Below are 19,344 nucleotides of genomic sequence, written 5' to 3' on the forward strand. Positions count from 1 at the left end.
GATATATTCACTAAGAAAAATTCTAACATTCAAAAAAAGGCCCAATAAACATTGGGCAATATGATGAAAAAAAAGGAATAGAATGTATTCCAATTACGAGAATAGTGTAAATATCGTGTTAAAGATAATCGTTTTTATGTATGAATATGATAGGTTTAATAAAGAGCAACTTTTAAATGATTTTTGGGTCTAAATTTGATCTGCATCATTAAAATTTTGATTCGCAGATAAAATTAATACTATTTTTGATATCTTAGAGCCTAAAATTAGGTCTCTATTTTCTATTTTAATAATAATCAGGCATAATAATATAATTAATTCGATAGTGTAGGTATATTTGTGGTTGACGATTTTGCTCCTGATGGTTTGCTAGCTAAGGCAATAAAGGATTTTACGCCTAGAGACGCACAACAAAAAATGGCAGCAAAAATTAAGCAGGCCATTAATGATAGCCAGCCACTTGTCGTTGAAGCAGGAACCGGCACCGGTAAAACATTTGCTTATTTAGTGCCAGCACTACGTAGCGGTAAAAAAGTCATCATTTCCACCGGATCTAAAAATCTTCAAGATCAGCTCTATAGTAAAGATTTACCTATTATAAAAAAAGCATTAGAGTTTTCAGGTAAAATTGCCTTATTAAAAGGGCGGTCTAATTATCTTTGTTTAGAAAGGCTTGCCAACAATAGTGGCGCTGGTGGTGAATTATCGAAAACAATGCAAGTCGATTTAACCCGCGTTAAGCAGTGGGCGATTAAAACTTTGGATGGTGATATCGGTCGGTGTTCATTTGTTACTGAAAACAATCCTATATGGTCTATTTTAACAAGTACTAACGATAATTGTTTAGGCAGTGAGTGTCCGCAGTATGATGATTGCTACGTAGTTAAAGCGAGAAGGCGAGCACTTAATGCCGATGTTGTCGTTGTAAACCATCATTTATTTCTTGCTGACATTGTTGTTAAAGATACTGGATTTGGTGAGTTAATTCCTCAAGCTGATGTCTTAATTTTTGATGAAGCGCATCAATTTCCTGATTTAGCGTGCCAATATTTTGGCCAACAATTAGATAGTCGTCAACTATTTGATTTGGCAAAAGAAATATCGCTTTGCTATCATACCGAAGTTCGTGATGCTGCGCAGCTTCAAAAATGTGCAGATAAATTACTAAAATGTACTCAGGATCTACGCATTGTAATTGGTAATATCAGCAGTAAAGGCAATTTACGCGACTTATTACATCATCAGTTAGTCAAAGCTGAAATTGATTATCTAAAAAATGCACTCAGCTTTTGTCAAGAAGTATTGCAATTACATATTGGCCGCTCATCAACTTTGGATAATTGCTTCGAACGTGTAAATCAATATCAAACATTATTGTTGCGTCTATTAAATTTAACCGTGACAGGTTATAGCTATTGGTATGAATGCATTGGTAACCATTTTAGCTTAGCGGTAACACCATTGTCCATTGCAGATAAATTTACCCAGTTAATGGAAGAGAGAAAAGGCGCATGGATTTTTACTTCGGCAACGTTATCGGTAAATAATAATTTAGACTATTTTACTAAGCGACTTGGGCTTTCAGATGCCGCATCTTTAATTTTAGAAAGCCCTTTTGATTATGCAAACCAAACTATTTTTTGTGTACCAAGGTATATTCCATCACCAAATGATAAAAATATTGCAAGTAAGTTAGTTGATATATTATTACCTATGATTGAAGCAAATAAAGGACGCTGTTTCTTTTTATGTACGTCATATATGATAATGAATGAATTGGCGAAGTTATTTAAGCAAAGAACATTATTGCCGGTATTGGTTCAAGGTGAAACGAGTAAAACAGAGTTACTTGAGCAGTTTATTGATAAAGGGAATGCCTTACTAGTTGCAACCAGTAGTTTTTGGGAAGGTATTGATATGCGAGGCGATATTTTATCTTGCGTTATTATCGATAAATTACCGTTTACCTCACCAGATGACCCATTAATGAAAGCAAGGATTGAGGACTGCTTATTGCAAGGTGGTGAACCATTTAATGATATACAAATTCCAGAGGCTGTCATTACTTTAAAACAAGGTGTAGGAAGATTAATTCGACATCATCAAGATAGAGGGGCGATTATTATTTGTGATAATCGATTAGTCATGAGATCTTATGGTTCAATATTTATTAATAGTTTACCACCTTCACCAAGAACCCGAAGTATTGAAAGAGTTACTGATTTTCTTTTAACCAATCAATAATCAAAAATTTTTTTAACGAGTAATACTATGACCAATATATTAGCGATAGATACATCAACAGAGGCGTGTTCAGTTGCATTGATGTTTAATAATGAGTTGAGTAGTGATTTTGCTATATCTCAAAGAGATCACACCAAACAAATATTACCGATGATTGATAATTTATTAAAGGCAGCCAATTGTCCTTTGTCACAAATTGATGCTATAGCTTTTGCTAAAGGTCCTGGTAGTTTTACTGGGGTTAGAATTGGTATTGGTATTGCCCAAGGGCTAGCCTTGGGGCTTGATAAACCGATGATTGGTGTATCGACATTAAAAGCACTTGCCCAAGGCGCCTATCGAGTAAAAGGTGCATCAAGAATTATTACGGCAATTGATGCTCGCATGGGGGAGGTCTATTTAGGTGCTTACCAAGTGACAGATGAGGGTAATGTGCAATTAATGATGGAAGAGTGTGTTATTAAACCTGAACTCGTTTCGAATCATTTAGCCTCTTTTTCTTTTACAGAAAATATTACTTATTATGCCGGTACTGGTTGGAGTACTTATCCTGATATGATGATAGGTCTAAAAGATGGTGGAACCTTATTACCAAAGGCTGAGGATATGCTAATAATTGCAAAGCAAGAATACATAAATGGTAATTTGATTGCGGTACAAGATGTTGAGGCAGCCTATTTACGTAATGAAGTTACATGGAAAAAATTACCAGGAAGGGAATAAAAAAGGGAAAAATTTCCCTTTTTTAGTGAGAATAAAAACAACTATTCTTGATCTTTAAATAAGCCTAAATTCTCTTTTGCATAAGCTTCAAAGTCAGTACATCCACCAATTGGTTTTTCATCAATAAAGATTTGGGGAACCGTTTCAACTGGTTTACCAACACTTTTAGATAAATCTTCTTTTGTGATCCCTTCAGCATGGATATCGACATAACGAAAAGAAAAATCATCTCTTTCATGTGATAATTTTTCAGCTAACTCTTTTGCTCTGACACAATATGGGCAACCAGGTCTCCCAAAAATGACTGCGTACATTAAACACCTCTTTATTTTAAATACTGCCAACTACTATACTTCACTTAAGAAAAAAGTGAAGCAGTTAATAGTGGTTGTTTAAATAGATATTGACTATTAATTGTAAATCGTGAGCTGCCGCAAGGTTATTATTTTAAGTGACAATAATGCGATTTAAAAGTTACATCTAACTTGTTATTTACTATTAAGTAAATTGAATAAACAATTATTTATGTGAGTTTATATAAAATTCATAAGAATGAATGCTATTGCTTTATTAAAATGCTTTCATTAGTATAGCGACAAATTTAGCACTCTTTGTATATTATGATAATAATTTCGGATCTATCTACCATTGCTCAATGGCTTAAAAAACTAAATGTAGAATTTTATCAATGTGATAATTGTGCTGCTCTTCATCTTTCTTATCTGCAGAAAATAGAAGGTGTGCATGATGCAAAAATTGAGTTGATTGATGATATATTAATCATATCTATTGAGGCCGAGGTTAAAACCTCCGCTATAATGAGTTTGCTAAGCGAGCTGAGTCAAATTAATAAAAGTACTTTTTTAACAAAAGTATATTTAGATGTGAATGATAATAATGAGCCTAAAATTGTTTTCTCTTACGCTATGCATGTAGCTGAAGGACTGACATTTAACCAATTTAGCCTTTCACTTGCAAGTTTAGAAGAGGAGGCTTTACAAGTTATTAGTGAGTTATACAACTGTGATTTATTGAATAGTAACAATCACCTCAGCGATGAAGTGCATTTTCAAACCTCAAATATATTCCATTGATAAATAATTGTTATTTAAAGTATTTTATTACTTGCGCTAAAATTTGATTTTTTTGTTTAAAAAACAATCATTTGATTGTATAATTATCACCATTCATAATTTATGATTGGACATATCTGCAAAATAAGGTATGTTATGCCACCGTAATAGAAAAGTAGCATTTAAATATAGTCTAATTTAGATCTACCCCATTACCTCGGTTTCGTCTTATGTAGACAAAATTTGGGTGTCTATTGTGCTTAATTAAGGGTCTTCCTTAGAGCAATAGACATTGTGTTTAACATGTAATTACCCGATAGGGAGTGGTGCACATGTTTGCTCAACGTAATCAATCAAATAGCAAATCTTCAATTAAAATTCTTTCAATCGTTGCAGGTCTATCAATGGCATTGTCTCAAGTCGCTATTGCTAAAGATCAAACAGTTAATATCTATAACTGGGCAGGACAAATTGGTTCGACGACTGTTTCTCAATTCCAAAAAACAACAGGAATTAAGGTTAACTATGATGTTTTTGATTCTAACGAAGTGTTAGAAGGAAAATTAATGGCTGGCCATTCAGGTTTTGATGTCGTTTCACCATCAGATAGCTTTTTAGCTAGACAAATACAGTCAGATATCTATTTACCATTAGATAAAAGTAAATTAACAAATTGGGGTAATCTCGATCCTAATTTAATGAAATTAATGGCAACGCATGATCCTGACAATAAATATGCAATTCCCTATGTTTGGATGACAACGGGTATTGGCTATAATATCGATATGGTTAAAGCCCGTTTAGGTGAAGATGCACCTGTTAATAGCTGGGAATTGGTATTTAATCCTAAATATGCGGATAAACTTAAAGACTGTGGCGTCGCATTTTTGGATGCGCCAACAGAAATTTTTGCCAGTGCATTACAATATTTAGGCAAAGATCCAAATAGTACGAATGCTAAAGACTATACTGGCCCAGCTTATGATTTATTATCAAAAGTAAGACCTGACATTCGTTATTTTCACTCTTCTCAATACATTAATGATTTAGCTAATGGCGATATTTGTGTTGTTCTTGGTTGGTCTGGTGATATTTTACAAGCACGAGATCGGGCGAATGAATCAAATAATGGCGTGCATATTGGTTACTCTATCCCTAAAGAAGGGGCGCTAGTATTTTTTGATACCTTTGCCATCCCTAAAGATTCAGATAATGTTGATGAAGCATTAGCATTTTTGAATTTTATTTTAGAGCCGCAAGTTGCAGCCGAAGTCACTAATGATGTTAAATTTGCTAGTGCCAATAAAGCAGCGAACGATGGTTTTGTTAAGGCTGAAATAAGAAACGATCCTACAGTATATCCATCTGATGCAACAATGGAAAAATTATTTACGTTAAAAGTGCAAGATCCGAAACTTGAACGTATTATTACTCGTACATGGACAAAATTTAAGACAGGTAAATAGGTAATACTATTTGCTTTACAATACTTAGACGGAGGCTTTTTTAAAGCCTACCGTCTACTTTTTTTTGGCTTGTTGTTATAAGGAAAAAGGTTAATGAACAATAAAGCAACAGTTCAGGTTCAGCCTAAAAAGAAGATGATAACTCCATTATTGGAGATTAAAAATCTCACTAAAATATTTAATGATGATTATTATGCCGTTGATGACATAAATCTAACCATTTATGAAGGTGAAATATTTGCTTTGCTTGGTGCATCGGGTAGTGGTAAATCAACATTATTACGAATGCTTGCTGGTTTTGAGCAACCAACTTCGGGAAAAATTATTTTAGACGGTAAAGATCTTTCAACTGTTCCACCTTATAAACGGCCAATAAATATGATGTTTCAGTCATATGCATTGTTCCCTCATATGACTGTTGAACAAAATATTGCTTTTGGGCTTAAGCAAGATAACTTACCGGCTGACGAAATTCATCAGCGAGTGAAAGAGATGCTAACATTAGTCCATATGGAACAATATGGTAAAAGAAAGCCGCATCAATTATCCGGTGGACAGCGTCAGCGTGTAGCACTGGCTCGTAGCCTTGCTAAAAGACCAAAATTACTATTACTTGATGAACCAATGGGCGCTTTAGATAAGCAACTACGTGATCGCATGCAACTAGAAGTCGTATCAATTCTAGAACAAGTTGGTGCAACTTGTGTGATGGTAACCCATGATCAAGAAGAAGCAATGACAATGGCTGGGCGTATTGCTATTATGAATAAAGGCCAATTTGTACAAATTGGTGAGCCAGAAGAACTATATGAACACCCTAATAGTCGTTATAGTGCTGAATTTATTGGCTCGGTTAATATATTTGAAGGAATTTTACAAGAAACCTTAGAAGATGGTTTAGTGATTAATTGCCCGATGCTCAAACATCCAATTAAAGTTGATTACGATTCCCCTGCCGCTGAAGGTGTACCTATTATGGTAGCACTCAGACCTGAAAAAATTCGTTTATGTGAAGAAATCCCTCAAGATGGTTATAACTTTGCTGTTGGTGAAGTGGCTGATATCGCATATTTAGGTGATCTTTCTATTTATCACGTTCGCTTACATAGTGGACAAACGATTATTGCTCAATTGCAAAACGAAGATCGTTATCGAAAAGGGATGCCAACATGGGGAGATGATATGTACCTAAGTTGGGATGTTGATAGTTGTGTTGTATTAACGGAATAATATATTTTCCCGTTTGATAATAGGAGGCTCTCAGTGCGTATCATTGGGTCTTGTGTTTTATTTAATGTATTCGTCTTAATAGGTTGCTACGTTAGTTTTACTAACAGTGGTGCGTTTTCCAATACAGCTGTAGATCTATTATTTACAGCGATGATATTTGGATTAATAACTTCTTTCGTTGGGCTATTTTTAACACAATATAAAACAACTCGTTTCTCATATTGGGTGATTATTGCGGGTTATATTATTTTTATCCCGACATTAATTCCAGTTGGCGCAATTGCTATTTATTATGTGATTAAGCGAATTAAAAAGTTACAAGATAAATCAGATCTAATGACTTCATATGGTCGTCTTTTAGTAACGAGTATTCCTTATATGTGGATGCTACTGTTATTTTTATTACCATTTTTGATTGTCTTTAAGATCAGTTTTTCTGAGATGATCAGAGCGATTCCGCCATATACCAATCTAATTAGTTATGCTGATGGATTATTTAATATCGTCCTAAATTTTGGTAATTACCTTAATTTGGTTGATGATACTATCTATATTGATGCTTATTTACAATCCCTAAAAATTGCATGTATTTCAACTTTTTTATGTATTTTGATTGGTTATCCTCTAGCATGGGCTATAACACAATGTAAGCAATCAACCAGAAATATTTTATTATTATTAGTTATTCTACCATCATGGACATCTTTTTTAATTAGGGTATATGCATGGATGGGGATCTTAAAGAATAACGGTTTATTGAATAACTTCCTCATGTGGCTTGGTATAATTGATCAGCCGCTGATTATTTTAAATACTAACCTAGCGGTTTATATTGGTATTGTATATTCTTATTTACCGTTTGTGGTATTACCTATTTATACATCATTGAGTAAAATTGATAATACGTTAATTGAAGCCGCACTTGATTTAGGTTGTAAACCTTTGAAAACATTTTTTAGTATTATTGTGCCATTAACTAAAAGCGGCATGATTGCTGGCGGAATGTTAGTCTTTATACCTGCCGTAGGTGAATATGTGATCCCTGAACTTTTAGGTGGTTCTGATACTTTAATGATAGGTAAACAGTTGTGGTTAGAGTTCTTTAATAATCGTGATTGGCCTGCAGCTTCTGCAGTTGCTTCGGTAATGTTAGCAATTCTTATTATACCGATATTCTATTTTAATAAATTTCAAAATAGCCAAGTAGGGGGTAAATAATCGATGAAAAATTTACCTATTATGGTTCGGTCATCATTTTTCGTATTTATTGGTACATTAATCGGTTCATTTATTTTAACCGTATTAATTTCATCAACGGGTTTTGATATTATATTTAGCCCAATTGAGTATGCTGAATTTTATCTAGGCGTACTTATTTTTACTGTTATTGTAACGGCGATAATTATGCTGGCCTTATATTTAAGAGGGCTTAAACAATTTATTTTGTTTATAAGTTTCTCTTTTTTATATATTCCGATGTTAATGTTAATTATTTATTCATTTAATAGTTCGCGATTAGTAACGGTATGGGCTGGTTTTTCAACTAAATGGTATAGTGAATTACTTGATAACTCAGCGTTACTTAAAGCGGTTGCGTTAAGCTTATCAATTGCTGCAGCCTCTGCGACAGCCGCAATTATATTAGGCACTTTAGCATCTTATGTAATTGTGCGTTTTAGGCGCTTTAAAGGCTCTAATTTATTCTCTTTTATGACAACGGCACCACTCGTTATGCCCGATGTAATTACTGGTTTAGCATTATTGCTTTTATTTGTAGCGATGGGGCAATTGATCGGTTGGCCACAAGATAGAGGTGCAATTACAATTTGGCTTGCACATGTGACATTTTGTACGGCTTACGTAACTGTTGTCGTCAGTGCTAGGCTGCGCGAGTTAGATAGTTCGATTGAAGAGGCTGCAATGGACTTGGGCGCAAATCCACTCAAGGTATTTTTTATCATTACCTTACCAATGATTATTCCTTCGTTAATCTCAGGTTGGTTATTAGCATTCACACTATCTCTTGATGATCTAGTTATTGCAAGCTTTGTGGCAGGGCCTGGTGCAACAACGTTACCGATGTTAATTTTCTCAAAAGTAAGGCTTGGTGTAAGTCCTGACATTAATGCTCTTGCAACGATTATCTTACTTATTGTAACTGTCATTGGATTTATTTCATGGATATTAATGAGACAAAGAGAGAAACGCCGAGAACAAGAAATGCGTAAAGCTAAATAATCTTCGATATTAAAAGGGACATAAACAGTCCCTTTTTTATTTCTTCTTATCTGTTCTTTACGGTGTAGCATGAGGATATAAATTATAAAAGAAGCAAAATTATAGGGATCTATCGCTAATTATTTAAAGCTAATAAGGTGTGTTGAGCACATTGAAAAGCAAGTCATATCTATCTATTTGTATTAAATTGTCATCCATTGTTACACTATAATAATACCTTACAACAATATTTTAACGAGATAGTGCGTTTGTAGTGCAGTTCATCTAAGATATTAAATGAACTGCAATTAAGATTAAGTGATCAGTGCTTTTACTTCATCATCACTTAGTGAGGGGATCGCCCGAGTAAACATGCGAGTAATAATTAATAAATAAACAATACCAAATGCAAGCCAGATAACCCCGATTGTCATTGCCATTTTTTCTAAACTTGTCCATAACCAAAGCGATAATAGCACACCAATGCTCGGTAATAGGCCAAACTTAATTAGTACCATGATAGATAGTCGCTCAGAACTTAAATAGCTTTTAATTACGCATAAATTAACGAAAGTAAATGCAACTAAAGCACCAAAGCTAATCATCGAAACGACTAAGTCGAGTGGTAATATTAAGGATAGTAATGAAAACGCGGCCACAAATAAAATAGATAAGTGTGGGGTACGAAAGCGATGATGTATTTTATAAAAAATACGCCTTGGCAGTACACCTTCACGGCCCATGGCATAAAAAATACGAGAAACACTGGTTTGCGCTGTCATTGCTGAAGCAAAAACACCAGTTAAGTAGGCAGCAAGGAAGAAATTATACATAAATTGCCCACCGAAATGGCTGATTTCACCTACTCGGTAAACAACATCTAAACTTGCTATATTTTCGTTACCAACAAAATCTTGCCATAATGGATAAGCAAGATGTGCACTATATGAAACGAGAAGGAAAATAATTCCTGCAATAGCAACCGTCCACAAAATAGCTTTAGGTAAGGTTTTTTTCGCATTATTAGACTCTTCAGCTAGGGTTGCAATTGCATCAAAACCTAAAAATGCCAAGCACAATATTGCTGCTCCCGAAAAGAGTCCACCTAATTGGCCAGAACCAAATTGTAGTGGTTTTAATAGTGAATCGCTAGTATGTGAAACGCTAGTAAATGCCAATACGACAAAAAGCACAATAAAAATTAATTGAATAACGATTAAGGTAAAGTTAACAGAATTGATTAATCTTATTCCTAAATAATTAAGTATACTAACACTAATTAATGATGCTAAAACAAATACACTTGCAGGAATAGCGGGGAAGGCTTCATGTAAGTAAAGTCCTAACACGATATAATTTAAAATAGGTAAAAAGAGATAATCTAGGATCTGCGCCCAACCGATTAAAAAACCTATCTTGCCACCGAAAGTATGTAAAACATAAGAATAAGCTGAACCGGCAAGCGGTAAGCGATTCGCCATGCGACAATAACTTAGAGCGGTAAAAAAAATCATCATCAATGTAATAACATAGGCAATAGGTAAATGCCCATTACTGATGACGGTTACTTGTCCATAAGTCGTAAATATTCCTAATGGAACCATATAAGCTAAACCAAACGCAATTAATGCTGGAGTGGTTAAAACTCGTTTCATTTTTATTGCGGACATTGACCTTTTACTCCTGTGTCCAGATTAACAATAAAAAACTACTAATATAGTTTTATGCCTTCAAGTTCAGAGTCAATCAATATTGATGACTCCCTTTTAACCGTTGATGATGAAAATATATCATTTGGTTATGGTTTTACTCATGTTTATAAACTAATTTTCCTCCAACGATAGTCTTGATAATTTTAATATGTTCAATTTCATCAGCTGAAATTGTAAATGGGTTTTTATCAACAATTATAAGATCTGCAAATTTACCCGTCTCAATTGAACCAATATATTGCTCTTGGCTTAACATAAATGCGGCATCAATAGTTGCAGCCCTTAACACCTCTGTAATGGTCAAGTTTCGGTCACTATCAAGTCGTTTAGTCTTTTTACCAACATGGCTATAGCCAGTGCGAGTCATTGCCACCTTAAAGTTATACCATTCATTTAATGGATCAATTGGCCAGTCGCTACCAAAAGCAACTTTAGCGCCAGCATCGATAAATTTAGCACATGGTTCTAAGTCATTATAACGCTCAGCACCAAGCATAAGATTAAACTGTTCCATCATTTCATTTGTAGGCCCAGCCCATTGAAATGAAACTGTGGCAATCGCATTGAGATCGGCAAACCTTTTATATTGATGGGGTGCGGCAAGTTCATTATGTGCAAGGCTAGGTCGAATGTGATTTAAATGTGGATATTGCTCACGCATAGTTTGAATATGGTTAAGTACCGTTTCAATTGCGCCATCAGCAACGGTATGCATATGAGGATTAAATCCAGCTTCACTCGCTGCAATAATTAATTGCGCTAAAATAGCATTATCATAATAAAGATCACCTAAGCGATTTGACTCAACAAAATTGGGTTGTTCAAAAGATCCTTGATTGATGCGGTAAGGCTTTAATAATGAGGCGGTCATTAACGGTGCTTGCAAAACACCATCAACAAAAAATTTAACTAATGATATTTTTAATCCAGGTTTTGGTTGTGCTTTTGTATCACTATAACTCTCTGCAAATAGCTTAACTTTATGAATAGATTTAACTATGTCTGACGGCGTTATTGCATCATCAGGCGTAATTTCGGCAGCGCCAAATAATCGGATAGTTAAATTATCTTGATGAGAAAGTGCTTTAAATGCATTAAATTGCAGCTCAGCAGCCCTTGCATCCATAGCTGTTGTAACACCTTGTTTATTTAATTCATGCTGAACTAATTTTGCAACTTCAATTGCTTGTTTATCATTTAATGCTGGAATACTATCAAATGCTCGCATTGCAGGGGCATCTTCTAAAATTCCATTTAGCTCACCATCTGCCGTTCTTCCAATTTTACCATCTTTAGGTTCTGGCGTATTGCGATCTAAAGCGAATTTTTCAAGAGCACGAGTATTGGCAACTAATGTATGGCAATCATTCGAGAATAAAATAACCGGCCTTGCTGTTTGCAGACGATCTAAATCTGCACGGGTAATATCGGTACCTAATGGTAAGACTTCTTGGCGTAGCCAACCACGAACTTGTAACCAGTCATTAGAACTATTACAAGGATCGCGGTCTAAGTAATTTTGAATTTTCGTTAATGTATCTTCAACCGTCAAACTTGCATAATCAAGGTGACACCCAGATAGCTGCATACCGCCCCAAAAAGGATGTAAGTGGGCATCAATGATACCTGGAAGCATCGTTTTACCTTGTAGGTCGATAATATCGGTATCTTGATTGACCAATGATTTAATTTGCGAAGTCGAGCCGCACGCTATAATATAGCCATCAGCAATTGCGATAGCCTCACAAACTGTATTTTTACTATCGGCAGTATAGATATAACCATTGATATAAACTGATTCTGCGTAAGAATGATCCGTTACCATTGATAACATTCCTTGTAACATTTGACTGAAGAAAAAAATGGACAAGAGAAGATAGCAGATTTATGGTGTCTGACAAGCAAAATTTTACTGTTTTCTTAATTAAAATAATTAATAGGTTGAGTTTAGTAAAAAACAGTGTTAAATATAACGCCTAAGTTACAGCGTCACTAAGAAAATAGTATGAAATATCAACAGTTAGAAAATTTAGAATATGGTTGGAAATGGAAGTACTTAACTAAAAAACACCAAGAAGGTGAAGATATTACCCGTCATCTTGAAAGAAGTGAAGCCAAAAATGCCATACAACAATTATTGTCTTTAGAGCATAATCCGACTAAAGTGGCGGACTGGATAACTGAGCACTTAAATCCTGAGTTAGATAATCGAATGAAACAAACCATTCGAGCAAGACGAAAACGTCATTTTAATGCTGAGCATCAAAATACTCGTAAAAAGTCTATCGATCTTGAATTTTTAGTTTGGCAGCGTTTAGCGAATTTAGCTAAACGCCGTAACGTCACTTTATCAGAAATTATCATTCAACTAATTGATGATGCGGAACAAAAAGAGTTATACGCTGATAAAGTCTCAACAATTAAAGATGACTTAATGTCTTTACTTTTTGATACTAAAGAGTAGAAAGTTAAATAATATATTATATTGAAAATATAGGTAAGAATCATGGGAAAATCCCTAGTTATTGTGGAATCACCAGCAAAAGCAAAGACGATTAACAAATATCTTGGTAAAGAATATGTTGTTAAATCGAGTATTGGTCATATCCGCGATCTTCCTGTTAGCGGTAATAAGTCTACAAGTACATCTGAAGAGACAAAAAAAGCAACTGGCAAAAAAGTAAAACGTTCACCGCAGCAGGTGCTTGTAGATCGTATGGGCGTCGATCCTTATCATGACTGGCAGGCAAATTATGAGATTTTACCTGGTAAAAGCAAGGTTGTTGCTGAACTAAAAAAACTCGCCAAAGATGCAGACACTATATATCTCGCGACCGACTTGGATAGAGAAGGGGAAGCCATTGCTTGGCATTTAAAAGAAGTCATTGGTGGTGAGGACGAAAAATATCGCCGTGTAGTATTTAATGAAATTACTAAAGCTGCAATCCAAAATGCATTTAAAAAGCCAAGTTTACTTGACATAGATCGTGTTAATGCCCAACAAGCGCGCCGTTTTATGGATAGAGTCGTTGGTTTTATGTTATCACCACTATTATGGAAAAAAGTGGCTAGAGGATTATCGGCCGGCCGAGTTCAATCCGTTGCCGTTGCGCTAGTTGTTGAGCGTGAACGTGAAATTCATGCCTTTATTCCGCAAGAGTATTGGGATCTTTATGCTGATCTTAAAACTAAAGCGAAAGATAAACTTGCCATGCAAGTGACCCATTTTAAAAATAAAGCATTTGAACCCAAAGATAGGGTTGCAATTGATATGGCATTAGATGAGTTAAATCATTGCCAATATCAAGTTAAAAATATTGAAGAAAAGCCAACTAAAAGTAATCCTACCGCGCCATTTATTACTTCAACACTACAGCAAGCAGCAAGTACAAGGCTTGGTTTTGGGGTTAAAAAGACCATGACTTTAGCTCAGCGCCTATATGAAGCTGGTTATATTACTTATATGCGTACAGACTCAACTAATTTAAGCCAAGATGCGTTAAATATGGTTAGAGGCTATGTTGAAAAAGAATTTGGTAAAAAATATTTGCCTGAGAAACCTAATTTTTATGCGAGTAAACAAAATTCACAAGAAGCGCATGAAGCAATTCGCCCTTCAGACGTGTCATTACTAGGTGAACACTTAACTGATCTAGAATCAGATGCGCGTAAGTTATATCAACTTATTTGGCGCCAGTTTGTAGCATGTCAAATGACGGTGGCTGAGTACAGTTCTACAACAATTAGTGTTCAAGCGGGTAATTTTACCTTAAAAGCAAAAGGTAGAACGTTACGCTTTGATGGTTGGACAAAAGTACAACCTCAATTAATGAAAAATAATGACGATAAAATTTTACCGGCAGTTAAAATTGATGAAATGTTGGAACTACTAACCTTAACACCAACGCAGCACTTTACTAAACCAGCCGCTCGTTATAATGAGGCCTCTTTAGTTCGTGAGCTTGAAAAACGCGGAATAGGTCGTCCATCAACTTATGCAACGATTATTTCAACAATACAAGATCGTGGTTACGTAAGGCTTGATAGTCGACGTTTTTATGCTGAAAAAATTGGTGAAATAGTAACAGATAGATTAAGTGAAAATTTCAATGATTTAATGAGTTATGACTTTACCGCCCGCATGGAAGATACGCTTGATGATGTGGCGAATAAAAAGAATGATTGGAAACACGTACTCAATACCTTTTTTGCAGATTTCTCATCTCACCTTGATGTTGCTGAAAAAGAACCAAATGAAGGGGGCATGCAGTTAAATCCTTTAGTCTTAACACCAGAGGTAAAATGCCCAAATTGCCAGCGTGAAATGGGGATAAAAACCGCGAGTACGGGCGTATTTTTAGCATGTTCTGGTTATAGTTTACCGCCGAAAGAACGCTGCAAACAAACCATTAATTTAATTCCAGAGCACGAAGCACTCAATATTTTAGAAGATGATAGCGAAAATAGCACCGCTGAGACAGAAGCCTTACGGGCTCGTAAGCGCTGCCCTAAATGTCATACTGCGATGGATAGTTACCTGCTTGACAATAGCCATAAACTTCTTATTTGTGGTAACAATCCTATTTGTGATGGATTTATCGTTGAAGAAGGCACTTTCAAAATTAAAACTTATGAAGGTCCGGTTGTTGAGTGCGATAAATGTGGCAGTGAAATGCATCTTAAATCAGGGCGTTTTGGCCTCTATATGGGATGCACTAATGCTGAGTGTAAAAATACCCGTAAAATTCTTAAAAATGGTGATGTTGCGCCACCAAAAGAAGATCCGGTTGATTTACCTGAACTAAAATGTACTAAATCAGATGCGCATTTTGTACTTCGTGATGGCGCTTCAGGTATTTTCCTCGCAGCGCATAATTTCCCTAAATCTAGAGAGACAAGAACCCCGTCAGTTGCCGAGCTTAAACGCTTTGAAGATCGTTTATCTGATAAATTTATTTATTTAGCGCAGGCGCCAGAAAAAGATCCTGATGGCAATGATGCTATAGTTCGTTTTAGTCGTAAAAATAAGCAACAATACGTCACATCAGAAGTTAATGGTAAGTCTACTGGTTGGGTCATGAACTACATTGATGGTAAATGGGTCAATAGTAAAAAATGAATATTGAATATTGAATAATATCTGATGGCTAGGAGAAGGCAGCAATGAAACTACAACAGCTTCGCTATATTATTGAAGTTGCCAATAATGAGCTTAATGTTTCATTGACTGCTGAAAAGCTTTATACCTCACAGCCGGGGATCAGCAAACAGATTAAACAATTAGAAGAAGAACTCGGAGTACAAATTTTTCTGCGCTCGGGCAAACACTTATCAGACATTACACCAATTGGCATGAAAATAATTGATGTTGCCAGAGATATTCTTAATAAAACTCACGATATCAAAGTCATTGCTCAAGAGTTTACCAAGCCCAATCTTGGTACACTTTCGATCACAACGACCTATACTCAGGCCCGTTATGCATTGCCATCAGTGATCCAGAAATTTATGCAAGTGTATCCTGAAATCGCTTTAAAAATAGAGCAAGGTGATGCAGCTCAAAGTATTAGTAATCTTAAAAATCGGGTTACCGATTTTGCAGTAATGACTGACATTAGTAATTTAAATGATGAAATGATAGCTCTACCTTGCTATCATTGGAATCATGCTATTGTCGTTACGAAAGAACATCCTTTAGCTAACAAAACAATTATTCAACTAGATGAATTAGTCCAGTACCCATTAATTAGTTATGATTCAACTAAAGATGGAACCGATATTGGGCAAACCTTTATTGAAGCGGGTAAGTCTGCTAATATTGTTTTTAATACAGCAGATGCCGGCTTAATCAAAACGTACGTTAAACTCGGTGCTGGCGTTGGTGTTATTGCTAAAATGGCAATAGATGAACAATATGATCAAGACTTAGTAATATTAAATGCAAGCCATATCTTTTCGTATCATACGACTTATATTGTTTTTTTGCGTTCCTTATATTTACGAAACTACATGTATGATTTTATTTATCAATTTTCTGCACATTTAGATAAGAAAATGGTTAATCAAGCTATAGCGTGTACAAATAATAATCAAATATTAACGATGTTTAATGGTGTGAAATTAATGGTGAAGTAGGTTATAATGCGCCGTTTTGTTATCATAGAAAAAAAGAAGAGGCACTTATGCTTAATGCGTTTAAATTAAATAATAAACACTTAGCGAAAATTAATAATGATGTTGATATTAATAGTGCCGCTTGGGTTGATCTAATCGAACCTGAGGAAATTGATCGCGAAGTTGTTTTGGCTGAGCTTGGCCAAAATTTAGCCACGAGTTTTGAACTAGATGATATTGAGGCTTCAGCACGTTTTTTTGAAGATAAAGAAGGCTTACATGTCCATTCCTTTTTCTTCTTTGCTGATGCTGAAGATAGAGCTGGTAACTCAACCGTCGCTTTTACGATTAATAACGGTCGATTATTTACCTTAAGAGAGCGCGATTTACCTGCTTTTCGTTTATATCGTATGCGTTCACGCTATCAAGAAATGGTTGATGGTAATGCTTATGAGATTTTACTCGATCTTTTTGAGGTAAAAGTTGAACAATTGGCAGATGAAATTGAAAATATCTATAGTGAGCTTGAAGAACTTAGCCTAATTATCATGAACCGTGAAGCTCAAGAGCATTATGATGAAGCAATAACAAAACTTGCTGAGATAGAAGATATTGCTTGGAAAGTTAGACTCTGTTTGATGGATAGCCAGCGCGCTTTAAACTACTTAATTAGACGAGCCAAAATGCCGCATAATCAATTAGATCAAGCTCGTGAAGTTATTCGCGATATTGAATCACTGATCCCGCATAATGAATCATTGTTTCAAAAAGTTAACTTCTTAATGCAAGCCGCGACAGGTTTTATTAATATCGAGCAAAGCCGGATCATTAAAATATTCTCGGTAGTATCTGTGGTATTTTTACCGCCAACAGTGGTTGCATCAGCATATGGTATGAACTTTGATTTTATGCCAGAAACGCATTGGGACTATGGTTATCCTATGGCATTAGGTCTTATGCTAGTTGCCGGCCTTGCACCTTATGTCTACTTTAAACTAAAAAAATGGTTATAGTTCTTATAAATTAAGCTATTTTTTAGCAGTTCAAGATCCTAATTTCAATAGCGCTGCAATTAATTATTATAAGCCAGCGCTTATATCATCATTAGCACTATGATATTTTGTTTTTTTCATAACAAAACCTCATTGACTACTTTATAATTCCCCACTATTTGATAATAAAAATATTGGAGTTATTTTTCATGGATGTAAATCATCAAGCCGTTAATTCAACATCTCGTATTGCATTAGCAAGCTTTATTGGCACTGCTATTGAATTTTATGATTTCTACATTTATGCAACTGCCGCTGCATTAGTTATTGGACCGGTTTTTTTTCCTGATAGCTCACCATCAGCGCAAGCGCTACAATCTTTTGCAACCTTTGGTATTGCATTTATTGCACGGCCGATTGGTGCCATGTTATTTGGTCATTTTGGTGATAGGATTGGTCGTAAATCAACCTTAGTTTTTTCATTAATATTGATGGGACTTGCAACAACATTAATTGGCTTATTACCTGGCCATAGTTCGATTGGTTTTTGGGCTCCGCTGTTATTATGTATTTTACGTTTAGCGCAGGGTCTTGGGCTTGGCGGGGAGTGGGGCGGCGCTGCATTGTTGGCGACTGAAAACGCACCTAAAGGTAAACGAGCACTATTTGGTATGTTCCCGCAATTGGGTCCATCAATTGGATTTTTGATGTCTAATGCGGTTTTCTTAATAGTAACATTATCATTATCGAATGAACAATTTCTACAATGGGGATGGCGTATTCCTTTTATTTTAAGTGCGGTATTAGTGATTATTGGTCTTTATATTCGTTTAAAGCTTGTTGAAAGCCCAATTTTTGCAAAAACATTATCGGCTAAAAAACAGGTTAAAATGCCAGTCATTAATATGTTTAAATACCATTGGCAAGCCGTAATCTTAGGCTCATTTTCAATGGTTGGCTGCTATACGTTATTTTATATTACTACCGCCTTTTTACTGCAATACGGCACTAAATATTTAGCCATTGCTAAAGATAGCTTTTTAAGTTTTCTTTGTATTGCAATTGTCTTTATGGCGATAGCAACGCCGATTTCTGCGCTATTAAGCGATAAATACGGACGAAAACCAGTTCTAATCATTGGCTTATTATGTACCGCAATATCGGGCACTTTGATGACGATGTTTATGACGAGTGGTTCTGATCTCCTTATCTTAAGCTTTTTAAGTTTAGAGCTATTTTTAATGGGGATCATCTTTGCACCAATGGGGGCTTTATTACCAGAAATATTTCCAACTAATGTGCGCTATACTGGCTCATCTGTCGCTTATAGTGTTGGCGGAATATTAGGGGCATCACTTGCACCAATCATCGCTAATTACTTAGTTGCACAAGGTAGTTTGGTTTGGGTTGGCTATTATGTATCAGTCACCTCGTTAATTAGTGTTATTGCTATTGCGTTAATTAAAGAAACGAAAGATAGCCAATTTGCTAATTAACTACCATAATAAATTATTCAAAGGTAGCCATTATTAATTGACACAACATTATTGCATTGCAGTAAAAATTTTTGTGC

Annotated in this window: 15 protein-coding genes; 12 read left to right on the forward strand and 3 right to left on the reverse strand. The window is 35.3% G+C overall.

What is annotated here, in order from left to right; translation table 11 throughout:
- The first annotated feature begins 339 nt into the window (after window positions 1-339).
- Window positions 340-2,244 carry an ATP-dependent DNA helicase gene (locus tag RHO14_06275; GenBank protein ID WVD72407.1) on the forward strand — a complete coding sequence of 635 codons (1,905 nt, stop codon included), beginning with the start codon at window positions 340-342 and terminating at the stop codon, window positions 2,242-2,244.
- A gap of 27 nt (window positions 2,245-2,271) precedes the next feature.
- Window positions 2,272-2,967, forward strand: a complete 696-nt coding sequence (tsaB, locus tag RHO14_06280; GenBank protein WVD72408.1) for a tRNA (adenosine(37)-N6)-threonylcarbamoyltransferase complex dimerization subunit type 1 TsaB — start codon at window positions 2,272-2,274, stop codon at window positions 2,965-2,967.
- A 41-nt stretch (window positions 2,968-3,008) separates the two neighbouring features.
- Here the strand turns inward: tsaB and RHO14_06285 are convergent, their stop codons facing one another.
- Window positions 3,009-3,281: a GrxA family glutaredoxin gene (locus RHO14_06285; GenBank protein WVD72409.1), complete on the reverse strand. Its 273-nt coding sequence runs from the start codon at window positions 3,279-3,281 to the stop codon at window positions 3,009-3,011.
- 306 nt (window positions 3,282-3,587) lie between these two features.
- On the opposite strand from RHO14_06285, the gene RHO14_06290 reads away from it, so the two are divergent.
- The 5 genes from RHO14_06290 to RHO14_06310 all read left to right on the forward strand — a co-directional run bounded on the left by RHO14_06290 (window position 3,588) and on the right by RHO14_06310 (window position 8,974).
- On the forward strand, window positions 3,588-4,061 hold the full coding sequence (locus RHO14_06290) for a YbjN domain-containing protein (protein ID WVD72410.1): 474 nt from the start codon (window positions 3,588-3,590) through the stop codon (window positions 4,059-4,061).
- 311 nt (window positions 4,062-4,372) lie between these two features.
- Window positions 4,373-5,506 carry an extracellular solute-binding protein gene (locus RHO14_06295; protein WVD72411.1) on the forward strand — a complete coding sequence of 378 codons (1,134 nt, stop codon included), beginning with the start codon at window positions 4,373-4,375 and terminating at the stop codon, window positions 5,504-5,506.
- 93 nt (window positions 5,507-5,599) lie between these two features.
- The gene (potG, locus tag RHO14_06300; GenBank protein WVD72412.1) at window positions 5,600-6,736 is read left to right on the forward strand and encodes a putrescine ABC transporter ATP-binding subunit PotG; all 1,137 of its coding nucleotides are present in this window, start codon (window positions 5,600-5,602) and stop codon (window positions 6,734-6,736) included.
- Between the two features lie 33 nt (window positions 6,737-6,769).
- Window positions 6,770-7,954, forward strand: a complete 1,185-nt coding sequence (gene potH / locus RHO14_06305) for a putrescine ABC transporter permease PotH (GenBank protein WVD72413.1) — start codon at window positions 6,770-6,772, stop codon at window positions 7,952-7,954.
- Window positions 7,955-7,957: 3 nt separating this feature from the next.
- The gene (locus tag RHO14_06310; GenBank protein WVD72414.1) at window positions 7,958-8,974 is read left to right on the forward strand and encodes an ABC transporter permease subunit; all 1,017 of its coding nucleotides are present in this window, start codon (window positions 7,958-7,960) and stop codon (window positions 8,972-8,974) included.
- Between the two features lie 293 nt (window positions 8,975-9,267).
- Here RHO14_06310 and RHO14_06315 read toward each other — a convergent pair whose 3' ends face one another.
- Window positions 9,268-10,623, reverse strand: a complete 1,356-nt coding sequence (locus RHO14_06315; GenBank protein ID WVD72415.1) for an APC family permease — start codon at window positions 10,621-10,623, stop codon at window positions 9,268-9,270.
- A 136-nt stretch (window positions 10,624-10,759) separates the two neighbouring features.
- Complete coding sequence (locus RHO14_06320) at window positions 10,760-12,490, reverse strand: amidohydrolase (GenBank protein WVD72416.1); 1,731 nt, start codon at window positions 12,488-12,490, stop codon at window positions 10,760-10,762.
- Between the two features lie 180 nt (window positions 12,491-12,670).
- Between RHO14_06320 and matP the strand changes: the two genes are divergently transcribed.
- The 5 genes from matP to RHO14_06345 all read left to right on the forward strand — a co-directional run bounded on the left by matP (window position 12,671) and on the right by RHO14_06345 (window position 19,267).
- The gene (gene matP / locus RHO14_06325) at window positions 12,671-13,129 is read left to right on the forward strand and encodes a macrodomain Ter protein MatP (GenBank protein ID WVD72417.1); all 459 of its coding nucleotides are present in this window, start codon (window positions 12,671-12,673) and stop codon (window positions 13,127-13,129) included.
- A 42-nt stretch (window positions 13,130-13,171) separates the two neighbouring features.
- Window positions 13,172-15,784 carry a type I DNA topoisomerase gene (gene topA / locus RHO14_06330; GenBank protein WVD72418.1) on the forward strand — a complete coding sequence of 871 codons (2,613 nt, stop codon included), beginning with the start codon at window positions 13,172-13,174 and terminating at the stop codon, window positions 15,782-15,784.
- Between the two features lie 44 nt (window positions 15,785-15,828).
- Window positions 15,829-16,800, forward strand: coding sequence for a LysR substrate-binding domain-containing protein (locus RHO14_06335; protein WVD72419.1), 972 nt, complete (start codon window positions 15,829-15,831; stop codon window positions 16,798-16,800).
- Between the two features lie 47 nt (window positions 16,801-16,847).
- Window positions 16,848-17,792 carry a magnesium/cobalt transporter CorA gene (gene corA, locus RHO14_06340; GenBank protein WVD72420.1) on the forward strand — a complete coding sequence of 315 codons (945 nt, stop codon included), beginning with the start codon at window positions 16,848-16,850 and terminating at the stop codon, window positions 17,790-17,792.
- A gap of 188 nt (window positions 17,793-17,980) precedes the next feature.
- Window positions 17,981-19,267, forward strand: a complete 1,287-nt coding sequence (locus tag RHO14_06345) for an MFS transporter (GenBank protein WVD72421.1) — start codon at window positions 17,981-17,983, stop codon at window positions 19,265-19,267.
- Window positions 19,268-19,344: the final 77 nt, after the last annotated feature.

The sequence above is a fragment of the Orbaceae bacterium lpD04 genome, from assembly GCA_036251935.1.
Lineage (GTDB): Bacteria > Pseudomonadota > Gammaproteobacteria > Enterobacterales > Orbaceae > Orbus > Orbus wheelerorum.